Origin of the sequence: Massilia sp. Mn16-1_5 (assembly GCF_004798585.1) — a bacterium.
In the GTDB taxonomy this organism is placed as follows: Bacteria; Pseudomonadota; Gammaproteobacteria; order Burkholderiales; family Burkholderiaceae_D; genus Telluria.
Map to the genome: position 1 here is coordinate 55,626 of NZ_PPXQ01000007.1, position 16,801 is coordinate 72,426.

At 65.4% G+C, this 16,801-nt stretch carries 13 protein-coding genes and 1 tRNA gene; 10 read left to right on the forward strand and 4 right to left on the reverse strand.

The annotated features are described in order from the left end of the window. Window positions 1-48 precede the first annotated feature (48 nt). The 3 genes from C2862_RS09960 to C2862_RS09970 are packed head-to-tail and all read left to right on the forward strand — an operon-like array spanning window position 49 to window position 4,985. Window positions 49-2,193, forward strand: a complete 2,145-nt coding sequence (locus C2862_RS09960) for an Ig-like domain-containing protein (protein ID WP_136219970.1) — start codon at window positions 49-51, stop codon at window positions 2,191-2,193. 34 nt (window positions 2,194-2,227) lie between these two features. After that, window positions 2,228-3,841 carry a bifunctional shikimate kinase/3-dehydroquinate synthase AroKB gene (gene aroKB / locus C2862_RS09965; protein ID WP_229467378.1) on the forward strand — a complete coding sequence of 538 codons (1,614 nt, stop codon included), beginning with the start codon at window positions 2,228-2,230 and terminating at the stop codon, window positions 3,839-3,841. A gap of 4 nt (window positions 3,842-3,845) precedes the next feature. After that, complete coding sequence (locus C2862_RS09970; protein WP_136219972.1) at window positions 3,846-4,985, forward strand: deoxyguanosinetriphosphate triphosphohydrolase; 1,140 nt, start codon at window positions 3,846-3,848, stop codon at window positions 4,983-4,985. A 154-nt stretch (window positions 4,986-5,139) separates the two neighbouring features. Here C2862_RS09970 and mutY read toward each other — a convergent pair whose 3' ends face one another. Genes mutY through mutM form a run of 3 tightly spaced genes read right to left on the reverse strand, consistent with a single transcriptional unit; the run spans window position 5,140 to window position 9,016 of the window. Further along, entirely contained in the window at window positions 5,140-6,240 is a 1,101-nt protein-coding gene (mutY, locus tag C2862_RS09975; RefSeq protein ID WP_136219973.1) for an A/G-specific adenine glycosylase, read from the reverse strand. After that, window positions 6,237-8,156 (reverse strand): dynamin family protein, encoded by a 1,920-nt coding sequence (locus tag C2862_RS09980; RefSeq protein WP_136219974.1) that lies wholly within the window; start codon window positions 8,154-8,156, stop codon window positions 6,237-6,239. Before C2862_RS09980 ends, mutY begins: the two co-directional genes overlap by 4 nt. A gap of 26 nt (window positions 8,157-8,182) precedes the next feature. Next, window positions 8,183-9,016: a bifunctional DNA-formamidopyrimidine glycosylase/DNA-(apurinic or apyrimidinic site) lyase gene (mutM, locus tag C2862_RS09985; RefSeq protein WP_136219975.1), complete on the reverse strand. Its 834-nt coding sequence runs from the start codon at window positions 9,014-9,016 to the stop codon at window positions 8,183-8,185. A gap of 176 nt (window positions 9,017-9,192) precedes the next feature. Here mutM and C2862_RS09990 point away from each other — a divergent pair, with 176 nt between their 5' ends. The 7 genes from C2862_RS09990 to pth all read left to right on the forward strand — a co-directional run bounded on the left by C2862_RS09990 (window position 9,193) and on the right by pth (window position 15,210). Then, the gene (locus C2862_RS09990; RefSeq protein ID WP_307723540.1) at window positions 9,193-10,923 is read left to right on the forward strand and encodes a tetratricopeptide repeat protein; all 1,731 of its coding nucleotides are present in this window, start codon (window positions 9,193-9,195) and stop codon (window positions 10,921-10,923) included. A 62-nt stretch (window positions 10,924-10,985) separates the two neighbouring features. Continuing rightward, window positions 10,986-11,606, forward strand: a complete 621-nt coding sequence (locus tag C2862_RS09995) for an outer membrane lipoprotein LolB (RefSeq protein WP_136219977.1) — start codon at window positions 10,986-10,988, stop codon at window positions 11,604-11,606. Continuing rightward, entirely contained in the window at window positions 11,603-12,490 is an 888-nt protein-coding gene (gene ispE / locus C2862_RS10000) for a 4-(cytidine 5'-diphospho)-2-C-methyl-D-erythritol kinase (protein WP_136219978.1), read from the forward strand. Before C2862_RS09995 ends, ispE begins: the two co-directional genes overlap by 4 nt. Window positions 12,491-12,559: 69 nt before the next feature. Then, window positions 12,560-12,636 (forward strand) — tRNA-Gln (locus C2862_RS10005). Between the two features lie 142 nt (window positions 12,637-12,778). Further along, window positions 12,779-13,729 carry a ribose-phosphate pyrophosphokinase gene (locus C2862_RS10010; RefSeq protein WP_136219979.1) on the forward strand — a complete coding sequence of 317 codons (951 nt, stop codon included), beginning with the start codon at window positions 12,779-12,781 and terminating at the stop codon, window positions 13,727-13,729. 180 nt (window positions 13,730-13,909) lie between these two features. Next, window positions 13,910-14,503, forward strand: a complete 594-nt coding sequence (locus C2862_RS10015) for a 50S ribosomal protein L25/general stress protein Ctc (protein WP_136219980.1) — start codon at window positions 13,910-13,912, stop codon at window positions 14,501-14,503. Between the two features lie 122 nt (window positions 14,504-14,625). Next, window positions 14,626-15,210 carry an aminoacyl-tRNA hydrolase gene (pth, locus tag C2862_RS10020; RefSeq protein ID WP_136219981.1) on the forward strand — a complete coding sequence of 195 codons (585 nt, stop codon included), beginning with the start codon at window positions 14,626-14,628 and terminating at the stop codon, window positions 15,208-15,210. Between the two features lie 17 nt (window positions 15,211-15,227). Here pth and C2862_RS10025 read toward each other — a convergent pair whose 3' ends face one another. Further along, the gene (locus tag C2862_RS10025; protein ID WP_136219982.1) at window positions 15,228-16,742 is read right to left on the reverse strand and encodes a vanadium-dependent haloperoxidase; all 1,515 of its coding nucleotides are present in this window, start codon (window positions 16,740-16,742) and stop codon (window positions 15,228-15,230) included. Window positions 16,743-16,801 lie beyond the last annotated feature (59 nt).

The window sequence follows — 16,801 nt, forward strand, 5'->3', positions numbered from 1 at the left end:
ACGACGTTCCGGCATTTTTTACAGCTGACAAAGAATAGGAACAACAACATGCAGCATGCATCCACCCGTACTCCTTCCGCCGCCCTTGGACGCGTGGCGGCAATGACCCTGATCGCCGCCGCGGTCCTGACCGCCTGCGGTGGCGGCGGTGGCGATCCTGGCGCCGTGCCGGCCAAGTCCGGCAACACGGGCAGCACCGGCACCGATACCGGTACAGGTACCGGCAGCACCGGCAGCACCGGTACCGGCAGCACCGTCACGGCCCAGGCCAAGGTTGCCGTGACCATGGTCGACGGTTCCGGCGCCGCGATCAACAGCCTGTCGGGCGGGCAGAGCGCCACGCTGAAAGCGACCGTGCTGACCCCGGCCGGCAAGCCGGCCGCCAACGCGATCGTCCAGTTCGCGACCGCGAACCAGGACATGCTGGTCTTCACGCCCGGCACCGGCTCGGCCCTGACCGATGCCAACGGCGTGGCCGTGGTCTCGGTCAAGCCGGCCAGCTTCACCACGGCGGGTGCGGTCGCGGTCAGCGCGACCTCGGTCGTCGAAGGCACGACCGGCAGCAGCGGCGTCAACATCACCATCGGTGCGGCCCCGCTGACGGTGGGCGCGCTGGCCTTCTCGCCGGCGCCGAGCGGCACCCTGCCGGCCTTCAGCACCGTGGCGCTGAAGATCCCCGTCACCAGCGGCGGCCAGCCTGCGGGCGTCTCGACCGGCCTGGTGCTGAGCTCGCAGTGCGTGGGCGACGGCACCGCCACCCTGGTGCAGGGCGCGATGAGCGGCGGCGTGCAGCTGGCCACCTATACCAACAACGGCTGCGTGCGCGGACGCGACACGATCACCGCCGCGATCGGCAACTCGAGCCAGACCATCGGCATCGACGTCGGTGCGGCCAACATCGGCACCGTGAAGTTCTCGGGCAGCAGCCTGGCGGGCACTTCGATCGTGCTCAAGGGCTCGGGCGGCGAAGGCCGTTCGGAATCGGCGCAACTGACTTTCCAGGTGGTCGACCAGCAGGGCAACGGCCTGGCCGGCGTCGACGTCGACTTCAGCGCCACCACGAATACCGGCGGCCTCACCGTGAGCCCGGCGCGCGCCACCACCGACGCCTCCGGCAACGTCGTCGCCACGGTCTCGTCGGGCACGATCCCGACCCCGGTGCGCGTGATCGCTAGCGCGCGCCGCAATGGCGTCAGCATCACCGGTTTGTCCGATGCGCTGACGGTCTCGACCGGCCTGCCGATCCAGAAATCGATGTCGATGAGCGTCGGCCGCTACAACATCGAAGGCGGCGACTACGACGGCGAGACCACGCCGGTCACGGTCATGCTGGCCGACCAGTACGGCAATCCGGTCTCGGACAACACCGCGATCAACTTCGTGACCGAAGGCGGTTCCATCGGCAGCGCCGCGCGCGGCGGCTGCACCACCCTCAACGGCGCCTGCTCGGTCGACCTGCGCAGCCAGGACTTCCGCCCGGCCGATGGCCGTGTCACCCTGCTTTCCTACGTGCAGGGTGTCGAGACCTTCACCGACGTCAACGGCGACGGCCAGTACAGCTGCAGCAACTGGACCTCGGGCGATGCCACCGTGCCAGCAAGCTACCGTCAGCTGGTCGACACCTGCGTGTCGGGCGGCGAGCCGTTCGAGGACCTCGGCGACGCTTTCCTCGACACCAATATCGACGGCAGCTACAACGGCGCCGCAGGCGACCTGCCGTTCCCGTACGGCCATGCCAGCTATGCCGCCAGCGGCAACGGCAAGTGGGGCATGAACTACATCCGCAAGTCGGTGGAAGTGGTGTTCAGCGGCTCCTTCGCCCAGGTGACGCGCCAGGTGTGGACGGGCAGCGCATGGCGCGACTGGACCGCCAACGATGGCAACGCGTCGGTCATCACCCTGCCAAGCACTGCCAATAGCTGCAGCGACGGCCAGCTGGTCGTGCGCGTGACCGACAAGAACAACAACCCGATGCCGTATGACACCACGCTGTCGGTCGAGCCGGGCAGCAACGTCAGCGTGCCGGCGGTTTCGCCGGACAAGATTGCCTCGACCAATCTGCGCGGCGGTACCTACCATTACCTGTCCATCAAGCCGAACAAGAGCGATGCCGCTTGCGTCGGCGGCTCGTTTACACTCCAGATCAAGACGCCAAAGGGTAATATCACACCGTTTACGTTTACCACTAACTGATGTGAAATCCGAAAATGTGTTTCTTGTCGGACTGATGGGGTCCGGCAAGACCACCATCGGCCGGCTCCTGGCGCGCCGGCTGAACAAGCGTTTTGTCGACTCCGACCATGCGATCGAGGCGCGTACCGGCGCCACGATCCCGTGGATCTTCGAAATCGAAGGGGAGGCGAGCTTCCGCCGGCGCGAAGCGGACATGATCCGCGAACTCACGGGCCAGCGCGGCATCGTGCTGGCCACCGGCGGCGGCGCCGTGCTCGACGCCGCCAGCCGCGCCCATCTTGCCGAACGCGGCACCGTCATTTACCTGCGCGCCGGCATCGGCAGCATCCTGCAACGCACCTCGCACGACAAGAACCGGCCGCTGCTCCAGACCGCCGATCCGCGCAAGAAGCTGGAGGAATTGCTGGCCCAGCGCGAACCCCTGTACCGCGAGATCGCGGACCTCGTCATCGATACCGGCCGACCTAACGTACAATCTATGGTTCAGACAATTTTGGACCAGCTGGACGCGCTCGAAGCAGGGCGGGCCCGGCGCGCAAGGGCGGCATCGATGAATCAAACGGCATACACCAACCTCAACGTCGAACTGGGCGAGCGCAGCTACCCGATCGCAATCGGCCCCGGCGTCATTCAGGACGCCTCTTTGCTGGCGCGCCACGTCGGCGGACATAAGGCGGCGATCGTCACCAACACGACGGTGGCGCCGCTGTACCTGGACCAAGTGGCGGCGCCGCTGCGCGCGGCCGGACGCGACGTGGTCGAGATCGTCCTGCCGGACGGCGAAGAACATAAACACTGGGGCTCGCTGATGCAGGTGTTCGACGCACTGCTGGCGAACAAATGCGACCGCAAGACCACGCTCATCGCCCTGGGCGGCGGCGTGATCGGCGATCTGACCGGCTTTGCCGCGGCCAGTTACATGCGCGGCGTGCCCTTCGTTCAAATTCCGACGACCCTGCTCGCCCAGGTCGATTCCTCGGTCGGCGGCAAGACCGGCATCAACCACCCGCTCGGCAAGAACATGATCGGCGCCTTTTACCAGCCGCGCGCGGTGCTGGCCGACACCAGCACCCTGTCAACCTTGCCCGACCGCGAGCTGTCGGCGGGCCTGGCGGAAGTGATCAAGCACGGCGCCATCCTGGACGCCGCCTTCTTCGACTGGATCGAGGCCAACATCGGCAAACTGATGGCGCGCGATCCGCAAGCGCTGTCGCATGCGATCGCGCGTTCCTGCGAGATCAAGGCCGATGTCGTGCGCAAGGACGAGCGCGAAGGCGGCCTGCGCGCCGTGCTGAACTTCGGCCACACCTTCGGTCACGCGATCGAGGCCGGTCTCGGCTACGGCGCCTGGCTGCACGGCGAAGCCGTCGGCTGCGGCATGGTGATGGCGGCCGACCTGTCGCATCGGCTCGGCCAGATCGACGCGGCCGCCGTGGAACGCGTGCGCGCCCTGGTAAAAGCGGCGGGCCTGCCGACGGTGGCGCCGGATCTCGGCCTGGAGCGCTGGATCGAACTGATGGAAGTCGACAAGAAGAACGAGGGCGGGGCCATTAAATTCATCCTGCTCAAACCGCTGGGCAGCCCGCGCATCGCCAGCGTGCCCCAGGATCTCCTGACCGCTACCCTGGAAGCCTGCACAAAAGGATAAGGACATGATCGATTTCGACGCCCACCTGGCCCCGTATGCCGCGCATTCGAAGGCTTCGCGCGGACGTCGTTTTGAAGAGCCGGCGCCCGGTTCGCGCAGCCAGTTCCAGCGCGACCGCGACCGCATCATCCATTCCACGGCCTTCCGCCGCCTCGAATACAAGACGCAAGTCTTCCTGAACCACGAGGGAGACCTGTTCCGCACCCGGCTGACGCACTCGATCGAGGTCGCCCAGATCGGCCGCACGCTGGCGCGCAGCCTGCGCCTGAACGAAGACCTGGTCGAAGCCACGGCCCTCGCGCACGACCTCGGGCACACGCCTTTCGGCCACGTCGGCCAGGACGTGCTCAACGAATGCATGAAGGACTACGGCGGTTTTGAACACAACCTGCAAAGCCTGCGCGTGGTCGATCATCTGGAAGAGCACTACGGCGCTTTCGACGGCCTGAACCTGACGTTCGAGACGCGCGAAGGCATTTTGAAACACTGCTCGCTGACGAACGCGCGCAACCTCGGCCCACTGGGCCAGCGCTTCATCGACAAGACCCAGCCGAGCCTGGAGGCGCAGCTGACCAACCTGGCCGACGAAATCGCCTACAACAACCACGACATCGACGACGGCCTGCGTTCCGGCTTGCTCACGATGGAGCAGATGATGGAGGTCGAGCTGTTCGCCCGCCACCGCCGCGCCGTGGAAGCCGCGTATCCGGGCCTGCCGGGCCGGCGCGCCCTGTACGAGACGATCCGCCTGATGATCACGGCGATGACGGCGGACCTGGTCGAGACCTCGGCCGCGCTGCTGCAGGAAGCCGCCCCGCGCAGCATCGACGATGTGCGCACCTCGAAACCCCTGATCCGCTTTTCGGACGCGATGCGCGCCGAAACGACGGCCTTGAAGCGCTTCCTGTACGCGAATCTGTACCGCCACTTCAAGGTCAACCGCATGCGCGTGAAGGCCAGCCGCATCGTGCGCGAGCTGTTCGATGCCTTCATGACGGACCCGGTGCTGTTGCCGCCGGATTATCAGGTGGCGTCGGGTGACACCATGAAGCAGGCGAGGAAGATTGCGGATTACATTGCGGGGATGACGGACCGGTATGCGATCCGCGAGCACAAGCGCATCTTCTCGCTCGACGAGTTGTAATCGGCGGTTTTCCGCCAACGGGGCTGCGCCGATAGGGTAGTGGTATGGTGCGGCACGTACGCGTGGGCATGCCCACCCTACGTCACGCGGCGGTTGTGCACCGTAGGGTGGGCATGCCCACGCGGTACGGCGTCTGATTATCGTTGTCGTCCCATTAAAACAAGCTCGGGCGAGCCAGCTCCAATAAAAGCTTCTTGACCGGCGCCGGCAGCGCCGCATCCGCAACATCATCCATCCTGACCCATACGTGTCCGGCCGGCGTCGCAGCGCGTTCGCCCAGCGTCACCTTGTGCGGATAAATATGCAGCTTGTAGTGCGTGAACACGTGAACGAGCGGCAGCAGCGCCTGCACTTCCTCGACGCTCCCCAAGGTCTGCGCGTGCGCCGCTAGCGCGATGCCGCCGTCGTGCGCAGTCGCGATGTGGACATGTCCGTCCACTTCCGGCAGCGACAATAAACCGCCCCAGATCCCGGTCCCCGCCCGCTGCTCGAGCAGCACCTCGTTATCGTGGACCACCACCAGCATGTCGGCGCGCTTTTCCGGCGTCGTCTTCTTCGGCTTACGTACCGGCAGTTCGTCGGTGCGGCCGGTGGCGTAGGCCACGCAGCGCGCTTGCAGCGGGCAGCGGCCGCAGTCGGGTTTCGAGCGCGTGCACAGCGTCGCGCCCAGGTCCATCAGGCCTTGCGTGTAGGCCTCGATGCCCTCGTCAGGCAGCAGCGCATCGGCGCGCCGCCATAGCCCTTCCTCGACGCGCTTTTCTCCCGGATAGCCCTCGACGCCGAATACGCGCGCGAACACGCGTTTGACGTTGCCATCGAGGATGGCGGCGCGGGTGCCGTTCGAAAAGGCGGTAATGGCGGCGGCGGTGGAGCGGCCGATGCCGGGCAAATCCGCCAACAGGACCGGGTCGGCTGGAAAAACGCCGTCGTACTCGTTCACCACGCGCACCGCGCAGGCGTGCAGGTTGCGCGCGCGGGTGTAGTAACCGAGGCCGCTCCAGTGGGCCATCACGTCCTCGATCGGGCCGGCGGCGAGCGCCTGCACGGTCGGGAAGCGCTCCAGGAAGCGCGCGTAATAGCCCAGCACCGCGGCCACCTGCGTCTGCTGCAGCATGATCTCGGACAGCCAGACGCGGTAGGCGTCGCGCGTGTTCTGCCAGGGCAGCGTGTGGCGCCCGTGTGCGCGCTGCCAGTCGATGACGCCTTGCGAAAAGGTGGGATCGGCGAGGTCCTCGAACTCGGTCAAGCGTTTCAAGCGGCTTCCTTCAAGGGTGTGTCATCCAGCGCGGCGGCGACGGCGCCGTTCAGGCTGGCCAGGCGCGCGCGCTGGCCGTCCAGTTCGACCTGGCTGGCCTCAAAAGCGGCGATCTTCTGCTCCAGGCTGTCGGTCGCGTCGTGGATGCGCTGAATCGACGATAAACGGTGCCGCAACTGCTCCTTGTGCTGACGGATCTGGGTCTCGAGCGGGACCATGATCACCTTCAGCCAGGACTCGGCTTCGGCGTTCGCGGCACGGAAGCTGCGCCGCACGCTCGAGACGATCGAGTCGAAGAAACGGTCGAGCAGGGTGCTGCGGCTGCTCATGAGCAGGGTCGCGGTGCCGAACTGTTTCACATACAGCGCCTCGACGGCGTCGATCTCGTCGCGGTAGCGGCGCAGCGACAAAGGCACCGGCGGCGACAGCGTCAAACCGTGTTCGGCCGCGAAGCCGCGCAGCATGCCGTCCATCAGGCTGCCGATCTCGGCCACCTGGGCGTCGGCCGCCTCCATGCTGGCGCGGACGTTCTCGAAGAAGCTGCGCACCGGCGCGCGCATGCCGGTCGCGAAGCGCGCCGCCTGCAGCGCCAGGCGCACCGTCTCGGCCTGGCGCGCCACGGCGCCCTGGTCGAGGATCGAATACAGCTCGGTCGAGAGTTTAGAAAAGCGCGTGCGCGCATCCTGCAGGCGCATCAGGCCGGCGTCGAAATCCTTCCGCTCGGCCTCGATGCGGCGCATCATGTGCGCCAGCACGTTCTGGTTCTTGCCGCGCAGGCTTTTCAGTTCCTGCAGCTGCTCGACCAGGCCGCGTCCGCGCGCGGCCAGCACGCTGGCCTGGGCGCCGGACAGGGCCGCCAGGTCCTCGCGCAGGGCCTTGCCGAGGATCGCCTTCTTTTGCGGGATCAGGCCATGCAGCAGGGCCGCTTCCAGGTCTCCCAGGCGGCTGCGCTCGAACAGATCCATGTCGCCCTGGATGCGTCCGACCAGGGCTTTTTGCGCCGAGACCGGATACACCTGTTCGGCATTCAAGCCCAGCTGCTGCGCCACGCTCGCCTGCTGGCGCGCGATCTCGGCTTCGTTCTGGGCCTCGCTGCGCAGCGGGTCCCACATCGCATCGATCTTGTTGAGGACCACGATGCGGCCCGGCCCGGCGCCGATATGGGTGCGCCAGACCTCGATGTCGCTGCGCGTGACGCCGGTTTCGGCGGCCAGCACGAACAGCACCGCATGCGCGTTCGGGATCAGGTTCAGGGTCAGTTCCGGTTCGGTGCCGATCGCGTTCAGGCCCGGCGTGTCGAGGATCACCAGGCCTTGCTTCAAGAGCGGATGCGGCAGGTTGATGATGGCGTGTCTCCACTGCGAGATCTCGACCAGGCCATCCGCTCCGAGGGCGTCCGCCAGCTCGGAATTTTCCGGATCGTACAGGCCGTAGCGCTGCGCTTCCTCGGGAGAGACGCGGCGCGTCATGCTGACCTGGCGGAAGCTTTCCGTCATCCGGTCCGGGGCGTCCAGGTCGAGCGGCAGCACGGTCCAGGCCGAAGCGTCCTCGCGGTAATCGCTGGTCGACAGTTGGCGTGCGCGGGTTTCGATCGGCAGCAGGCGGATGCAGGGTTCCCAGGCGCCGTCCCACAGCAGTTCAGTCGGGCACATGGTGGTGCGGCCGGCAGCCGAGGGCAGGATGCGCTGGCCGTAGTCGGCGAAGAAGATCGCGTTGATCAGCTCGGATTTACCGCGCGAGAATTCGGCGACGAAGGCGACCGACAGGCGGTCGTCGCGCACGCGCGCCGCAGCCTGGGCCACGCGTTGGGTCGTGGCCGCGTCCGAGACGTCGAAGCTGGAGAGTGCCGCGCGGTATTCGTCCAGCGCCGCTGCGATCGAGACGCGCCAAGCGCCGTATTCCTGGATGTCGTGCATGAGGTTCTACCTGCTTTGGATTTCGCCTAGCGTTGGCAGGTAGCGCAGTAAAAGGTCGACCGCTGCCCCTGTTTAATCTGGCGCACCGGCGCGCCACAGTTTCTGCAAGGCACTCCTGCACGATCATAGACGAAATATGTCTGCTGGAAATAGCCAGATTGACCATTCACGGCAATAAAGTCTTTCAGGGTGCTGCCGCCCTGCACGATGGCGGCGGCCAGGATGTCGCGGATCGCCGCCGCCAGCTTGTCGTAACGCGCCCGGCTGATGCGCGATGCGGGCGTCTTCGGACTGATGCCGGCCCGGAATAAACTCTCGCAGGCGTAGATGTTCCCGACCCCGACCACGATGTCTCCGGCCAGCAACACCTGCTTGATCGGCGCGCTGCGCTTTCTTGTTTCCTTGTGCAGCAACTCAGCAGAAAACTTGTCTTCCAGCGGTTCGACGCCGAGGCCGCGCAGCAGGATGTGCTGCTCGATGTCGCCGTCGTCGTGGGCATGCCAGAGCACGGCGCCGAAGCGGCGCGGGTCGTGCAGGCGCAGTACGTGGAGCTGGTCGCCATCACGCACGACCAGGTCGAAGTGGTCATGCTTCTTGATTTCAACACCAGGCGGCAGCACGCGCAGGTGTCCGGACATGCCGAGGTGCACGATCAGGATGCCGCTGTCGAAGCCGATTAATAAGTATTTGCCGCGCCGGCCGACGCTGGTGATGCGCTGGCCGACCAGGCTTTCCGTCAGGTGGGCCGGGAAGGGCCAGCGCAAGCCTTCACGCCGGAACACGACCTGCTCGACGACACGGCCTTCGAGGTGGGGCGCGACACCGCGCCGGGTCACTTCTACTTCGGGGAGTTCAGGCATGAAAATCTGACAAAATACGTGTAAATTCGTGTTGCGCCCGCGCACGCGCGACGGGGCTTGGGCGTAGAATCGAACATCACTCCACACATGGACTTGCCTTGAAAAACGCTTTCGTCATTGTAACCCTCTCCGGCTTGCTGTCGGCGTGCGCCGTGGCGCCCCGGCAGCAGCCTGTTGTGCAATCGGCGCAGCTTTCGCAAGAGCAGCAGGCCGACGTGCAGGAGAAGGCTGAACTGAAGGCCGAGCTCGAGGCGAAAGCCGAGGCGGATGCGGAACAAGCACGCCTGCCGAAGGTCGAACTGACGAGCACCTTGCTGAACCAGCTCCTGCGCGCCGAGTTCGCCTTCCGTGCCGGCGACTGGCAGGGTCCGTATCTGACCATGCTGAGCCTGGCGCAGCAGACGCGCGATCCGCGCCTGGCGCGCCGCGCCGCCGAGATGGCGCTGGCCGCACGCCAGCCCGAGGACACCCTGGCCGCCGTGCGCCAGTGGCGCCAGCTCGACCCGCAATCGGACGAAGCGACGCAGTACTATCTGGGGATGGTCATCCTGTCCGACAATATCTCGGACGCAGAAGAAATTTTCCGCAAGCGCCTGGAAGGTGCGCCGGCCAATGTGCGCGGCATCGTCCTGTACCAGATCCAGCAACTGCTGGCGCGCGCCAAGGACAAGGAAGCAGCCAACGCCATGCTCGAGCGTGTGGTCGGGCCTTACCGCGGCACCCTGGAAGGGCACGTGGTGCTGGCCCAGGGCGCGCTGGCGCGTGGCGACAAGGCGGCTGCAGGGCGCGAAGCACGGGCCGCTCTGGCCCTCAAACCCGATTCCGAGATCGCGGTGCTGACCCTGGCCCAGGCCGGCGAGAACGAAGCGCAGGTGAGTGAACTGCTGGCGAAGTTCGTCGCGGCCCATCCGAATGCGCGTGAAGTGCGCGCCGCCCGCGCCCGCCTGCTGGTCAACGACAAGCAGTTCGAAGCCGCGCGCAGCGAATTCCTCCTGCTCGACAAGCAGCAGCCCGACAACGTCACGACCCTGTACGCCCTCGGCGTCCTGTCGACCCAGCTGAACGATCCCGGCAATGCGGAACGCTATTTCGCGCGCTTCGTCGACGTGCTCGGACGCAATCCCGAAGACGAGCGCGATCCCTCCAAGGCCCTGCTGATCCTGTCGCAGCTGGCCGAGGAACGCGGCGACATCAAGGCCGCCGTCGGCTGGCTCGATAAATTGCCCGAGGGTGACGAAAAAGCCGCATTCGGCGCCCAGCTGCGCCGTGCCCAGCTGCTCGGCAAGGGCGGCGACGTGCCGGCCGCGCGGCGTCTGCTCGCCAGCCTGAAGCCAGGCGATCCTGCGGCGCAAGCCCAGGTCGCGGCGATGGAAGCGCAGGTGATGCGCGACGCCGGCCAGAACGAACAGGCCTTCACGCTGATGCAGGCGGCCACGCGCCGCTTCCCGAACAATCCCGACCTGCTGTACGATTTCGCGCTGCTGGCCGAAAAGACCGGCCATCTCGAGGTCATGGAAAAGAGCCTGCGCGAAGTGATGCGCCTGGCGCCCGACAACCACCACGCCTACAACGCCCTCGGCTACTCGCTGGCCGAGCGCAACGTGCGCCTGGAAGAGGCGCGCGCCCTGGTCGAAAAGGCGCTCGGCATGGCGCCGGAAGACCCCTTCATCATGGACAGCATGGGGTGGGTCGAATACCGGCTCGGCAACCTGGACGCCGCCGAAGCCCACCTGCGCCGTGCCTACGGGCTGCGCCGCGACCCGGAGATCGCCGTCCACCTGGGAGAGGTGCTGTGGCAGAAGGGCAAGCAGGCCGATGCACAGAAACTGTGGCGCGAAGCGCGTGCGAAAGATCCGCACAACGACACGCTGCGCAGCACGCTGGCGCGCCTGAAGCAGTCGCTGTGAAATAATGGCGGAATTGCACGGCGGGCAAATGCCCGCCGCTCCTCTTTATTCCTGACCGACCAATGCCGCTCAATTGCCCCATTAATCGCCGTCTTTCCCTCTTCGTCCTTGCCGCCGCGCTCGCCGGCTGCGCCACCACTTCCACGCAATCGACAGGCAGCACGCCCGCCGCCGCCGTCGCTCCTTACCAGGAAACCATCGAGCTGACCGGCCGCCTGCAGGTGACTTACCAGAAGGATGGCCAGCCCGGTTCGACCAATGGCGGCTTCGAGTGGTCGCAGCGTCCCGGCCAGATCGACGTGGCCTTCCTCAATCCACTGAAGCAGACGGTTGCCACGATCAGCGTCACGCCGCAGCAGGCGACCTTTACCGAAGCCGGCCGCCCGCCGCGTACCGCCCAGGACATCGATACCCTGAGCGCGCAGGCGCTGGGCTGGTCGCTGCCGGTCTCCGGCCTGCGCGACTGGCTGCAGGGCTATGCGACCTCCGCCGACGGCAAGCGTTTTATTGCTTCCCCAAGCAACAACAGCGTCTATACCAAGGATGGCTGGCGCCTGCGTTTCGTGTCCTGGCAGGCCGGCGCGAACGGCACGCAAATGCCGCGTAACATCATGGCCGAACGCAATGCCGGCGCCAACGGCGGCGACCTCGCCATCCAGATCATCCTCGACCCGGCAGCATGAATACGCGTTCGCTGCACGATTGCCCGGCCCCGGCCAAGCTGAACCTGTTCCTGCACGTCGTCGGCCGCCGCGCCGACGGCTATCACTTGCTGCAAAGCGTCTTTCAACTGATCGACCGCGGCGACACGCTGCATTTCGACCTGCGCGACGATGGCCGCATCGTCCGTACGAACGATGTGCCCGGCGTGCCGGAAGAATCGGATCTGATCGTGCGCGCATTGCGCCGTCTGGCGGATGCTTCCCAGGAGCGTCACGGCCGCGCCGTGCCCGGGATTGATGTCGCGATCAATAAAATCCTGCCGATGGGCGGCGGGCTCGGCGGCGGCTCTTCGGATGCGGCTACCGCGCTGATGGCGGCAAATTACCTGTGGCAGGGCGGTTTCAGCGACGTGGAGCTGATGGCGATCGGCTTGCCGCTGGGCGCCGACATTCCCTTCTTTATCTATGGCCGCACGGCCTTCGTCGAGGGAGTAGGGGAGGCGATGCAGCCTGTGGAGGGGCCGGATTGCTGGTATGTCGTGATCGAGCCGGGCGTCTCGGTACCGACCCCTGCAATTTTTACCGCCGAGGATTTGACGCGCGATACGAAGCCCGTTAGAATAGCGGACTTTCCTGAAGCGAACTTGTTAAGTGCGTTTGGGAAAAATGATTTGCAAGCAGTGGCGTCCCGTTTGTTTCTGCCGGTAGCAGAGGCGATTGAATGGCTGGGGCAATACGGTGCAGCAAGGATGACTGGTTCGGGTGCTTGTGTGTTTTGCGCGCTACCCGGCGAGGATGAAGCGGATCAGGTGGTGGGGCAGGTTCCCGGTCACTGGAAAGCGTGGAAAGCCCGGTCCTTGAGGCAACATCCGCTGAAATCGCTCTTGCAAAACAATGAGTTGTAGAATAAAATTTTGCCTGTTGCAGGATTTGACGAGTAGTCGTTAAGTGATGCAATAAGCTGTAAGTTGCGTAGGGGAATCGCCAAGCTGGTTAAGGCACCGGATTTTGATTCCGGCATACCAAGGTTCGAATCCTTGTTCCCCTGCCATTCATTTTATCCGGGCTGTCGATACGAATGTGTCCAGCGGATGAATCGGGTAAGTTGCTCAGCCAGCTGCCCTGACGCTAATCAGCCGGTATATCCGGCTGATTGTTTTTCAAAGTATCATCGCTCTTCTCTCGGGACTCCCATGGCTTACGAAAACCTGATGGTTTTTACCGGCAACGCTAATCCGGCACTAGCAGAAGGGGTCGCAAAAAGCCTCGGTATTCCTCTCGGCAAGGCAGTCGTCTCGAAGTTCTCGGACGGCGAAGTCATGGTCGAAATCAACGAGAACGTGCGCGGCAAGGATGTCTTCGTCCTGCAGTCGACCTGCGCACCGACCAACGACAGCCTGATGGAAATCATGCTGATGGTCGACGCGCTCAAGCGCGCATCGGCCGGCCGCATCACCGCCGCCATTCCCTATTTCGGTTACGCCCGCCAGGACCGCCGCCCACGCTCGGCGCGTGTCGCGATCTCGGCCAAGGTCGTTGCCAACATGCTCGAAGAAGCCGGCGTCGAGCGCGTCCTGATCATGGACCTGCACGCCGACCAGATCCAGGGCTTCTTCGACATCCCGGTCGATAACATCTACGCTTCCCCGATCCTGCTGGGCGACCTTCAGAAGCAGAAGTACGACGACCTGCTGGTCGTCTCGCCTGACGTCGGCGGCGTGGTGCGTGCCCGTGCGCTGGCCAAGCGCCTCGGCTGCGACCTGGCGATCATCGACAAGCGTCGCCCGAAGGCGAACGTGTCGGAAGTCATGAACATCATCGGCGAAGTCGAAGGCCGCAACTGCGTCATCATGGACGACATGGTTGACACCGCCGGCACGCTGACCAAAGCTGCCGAAGTGCTCAAGGAGCGCGGCGCCAAGAAAGTCGTTGCGTATTGCACCCACCCGGTTCTGTCGGGCCCGGCAATCGAGCGTATCTCGAACTCGCCGCTGGACGAACTGGTCGTCACCGACACGATTCCGCTGTCGGCCGCCGGTGCCGCCTGCCCGAAGATCCGCCAGCTGACCTGTGCTCCGCTGCTGGCCGAAACCTTCAAGCGTATCGTCAAGGGCGACTCGGTCATGTCGCTGTTCGTCGACTAAGTTTTACCTGATTGAAGACACGGCGCGCCCGGCTTTATGCCCGGCGCGCCGTTGTACTGTAGATTTTCTTGAGCGCGTCGTCAGCGCTCAGCCTAGCCAGCCCCTGGTCGCGGGGGCGGGCACAACCGGGAAATCGGGCGGGAACATCCTGCATGCGATCCCACACTTATGGAGTTTCACATGAAAGTAGTTGCATTTAACCGCACCCTGCAGGGCACCGGAGCGAGCCGCCGCCTGCGCAAGGCTGGCCAGACCCCAGGCATCATCTACGGCGGCGCCGCTGCCCCGCAACTGATCGCCCTGGACGGCAACGCCCTGTTCCACGCGCTCAAGAAAGAAGCTTTCCACGGTTCCGTGCTGGACCTCGAAATCGAAGGCCAGACCCAGCAAGTCCTGCTGCGCGACTTCCAGATGCACGCATACAAGCAACTGGTCCTGCACGCTGACTTCCAGCGCGTCGACGCTTCGCAGCCGATCCACACCAAGGTCACCCTGCACTTCGTCAACGCCGAGACCTCGCCAGCCGTCAAGCTGAACAGCGCCGTCATCTCGCACGTGCTGAACGAACTGGACGTGACCTGCCTGCCAGGCCAACTGCCTGAGTTCATCGAAGTCGACCTGGGCAAGCTGGAAGCCGGCCAGTCGATCCACGTGAACGACCTGCAACTGCCAGCCGGCGTGACCGCTGTGACCCACGGCCAGAACCTGACCATCGTCACCTCGTCAATCCCGCGCGGTGCCGTGTCGGCCGAAGCCGAAGAAGAGAAGAAGTAATTCCACGCGGCGCAAGCCGCTTGTGGACGAGACCCGCCGCGCGCATAGCCGGCGGGTTTTTTTATTCCCGCGTGATCATTGCCACTTGAGCGATAATCCCTTTTTTCCTGACCCGACCGCTAATGTCCATCCGCCTCATCGTCGGCCTCGGCAATCCTGGCCCCGAATACGAACAAACCCGCCACAATGCCGGCTTCTGGCTGGTCGACAACCTCGCCAACAGCCTGCCTGGCTGCCGCCTGCAGCGCGAGAGCCGTTTCAATGCGCTGGTGGCGAAAACGAACATCGCCGGCAATGAAGTCTGGCTGCTCGAGCCGCTGACCTTCATGAACCGTTCCGGCCAATCGGTCGGCGCACTGGCGCGCTTCTATAAAATCAATCCGGACGAGGTACTGGTCGTGCACGACGAACTCGACCTGATGCCGGGCGTGGCCAAGCTCAAGAAGGGCGGCTCTTCCGGCGGCCACAACGGTTTAAAAGACATCACCTCAGCCCTCGGCACCCAGGAATACTGGCGCCTGCGCCTCGGCATCGGCCACCCCCGCAGCCTGAACCTGCAGCAGGGCGTGGCCGATTTCGTCCTGCATCGCCCGCGCAAGGACGAGCAAAGCCTGATCGAGGAGTCGATCGACAAGGCCTTGCGCATCATTCCGCTCACCGTTCAAGGCAAGCTCGACACGGCGACGATGCAGCTGCACACCGCCTGATCAGCGCGGCGCCTGGCTCAGGGCGTGCTTGGCCGCAGCAGCCCACGCTGGACGATGTAGTCGACGATCTGGTGGCTCAACTGCTTCCCGCCGCTCACGTCGAATTGCCAGTGCACACCCAGATAGATCCGGCTCTGTGCATTCTCGGCTTCCGCCTGCGACAGCGAGGAGAAGCTGCGCGGCAGGCGCGGCCGCACGCGGCCGTCGTTGTCGCGCGTAATCCCGTTGAATTCGTCGGACACGAAGGTGAAAGACTGCCGGTCGCCGTACAGGCGGCGCAGCATGTGGAACATCGCGCCGCCCAGGCCCGCGTGGCCGGACACATAGGCCGGGAAGGGCGGCGTGAAATCCGGACCGACCAGGTTGCTGGCCGGCGCGCCCAGCGGGGTCCAGCGCGGATCGGCCTGCGTCGCGGGATTGCCGTCGCCCAGGCCCGTGGGGCCGGTCCCCGGACTGGCTTCGCGGATCGCCGTTACCGGACGCCAGAAATCGTAGTCGTACTTCGCCTGCCAGACGGCCATCGTCGTATCCGCAATCGCTACGTTAACCAGGGCCAGCACGCGCGCCAGTTCGAGCGCGTCGCTGCAGCGCCCCAGCGCCAGCTGCACCGCGATCTGGTTGTACAGCCGCACCGGCGTGCCGATCCAGGCCGTGCCGTCGTAGGACCAGTAGATGCCGGCCACGGTCTGGTCACGCGTACGGATGGTCGGCGTGCGCACCCCGTCGCCGCCGAGCTGCTTCACCTCGTTGAAGGCGCGCGTGTAGGCGTCGCTGGTCAGCGCCGGCGGTGGCGGCGCGCGGAACTGGTCGCTCGCCTGCAGTACGAAGGGCTGCACATTGTCCCAGTAGGCGCCCAGCGCGATCGGGCTGCGGCTGACCGGATCGGGACGCCACACGCCGGGCGCGTTGCCGACCGGGTAGTCTTCGTAGACCAGGGGTTCGCTGTTATAGGTGCCGTCGCTGGCGCGCAGCGCCAGGATCGCCGCCGCGGCGCGGCGCCCGACATCGATGCCGTTGAGCTTGGCGCGGCCGTCCGGCAGGCGTGCCAGGTCCGCATTCAGCCAGGTATCGAAGCGGCCGGCCTGGCGCGGGTAGAGCGCCACCAGGGTGTCGTGCGCCGCCTGGGCGATGGCGGCATCCTGCGAGCTGTCGGCGAAGGCGGCAAGGGGACCGGAATAGGCGGGGTAGCGCTTGAGGATGGCGTTGAGCGCATCGTAGACGGCGATCTGGACGATCGCCATCACGCGGCTGGTACGCGTCGGCCCCAGCTGTTCCGCTTCCAGCGCCGCGCCGCCGACGATGGCCGGCGTATGGTCGACCGCAATGGCGCGCAGCGCCACCTCGTTCCAGTAAGCCAGGCGCAGGCGCGCGTTCGGCCCCGCGGGCGGTGCATAGCGGGGCGGCAGCTCCTGCGTGCCCGGCTGGACCTGGTAAGGACCGCCGCCTCCGATCGGTGGATGGGAGCCCGCCCCGGCCGGTCCGGAAAGCGCCAGCAGCAGCCAGCAGCACAACAGCGCAACGCGCGATTTCATGATCTTCCTCCAGTCGGAATCGAAGCCCGTAGTCGAGCTTAGAAACGGACGAGCTGGAA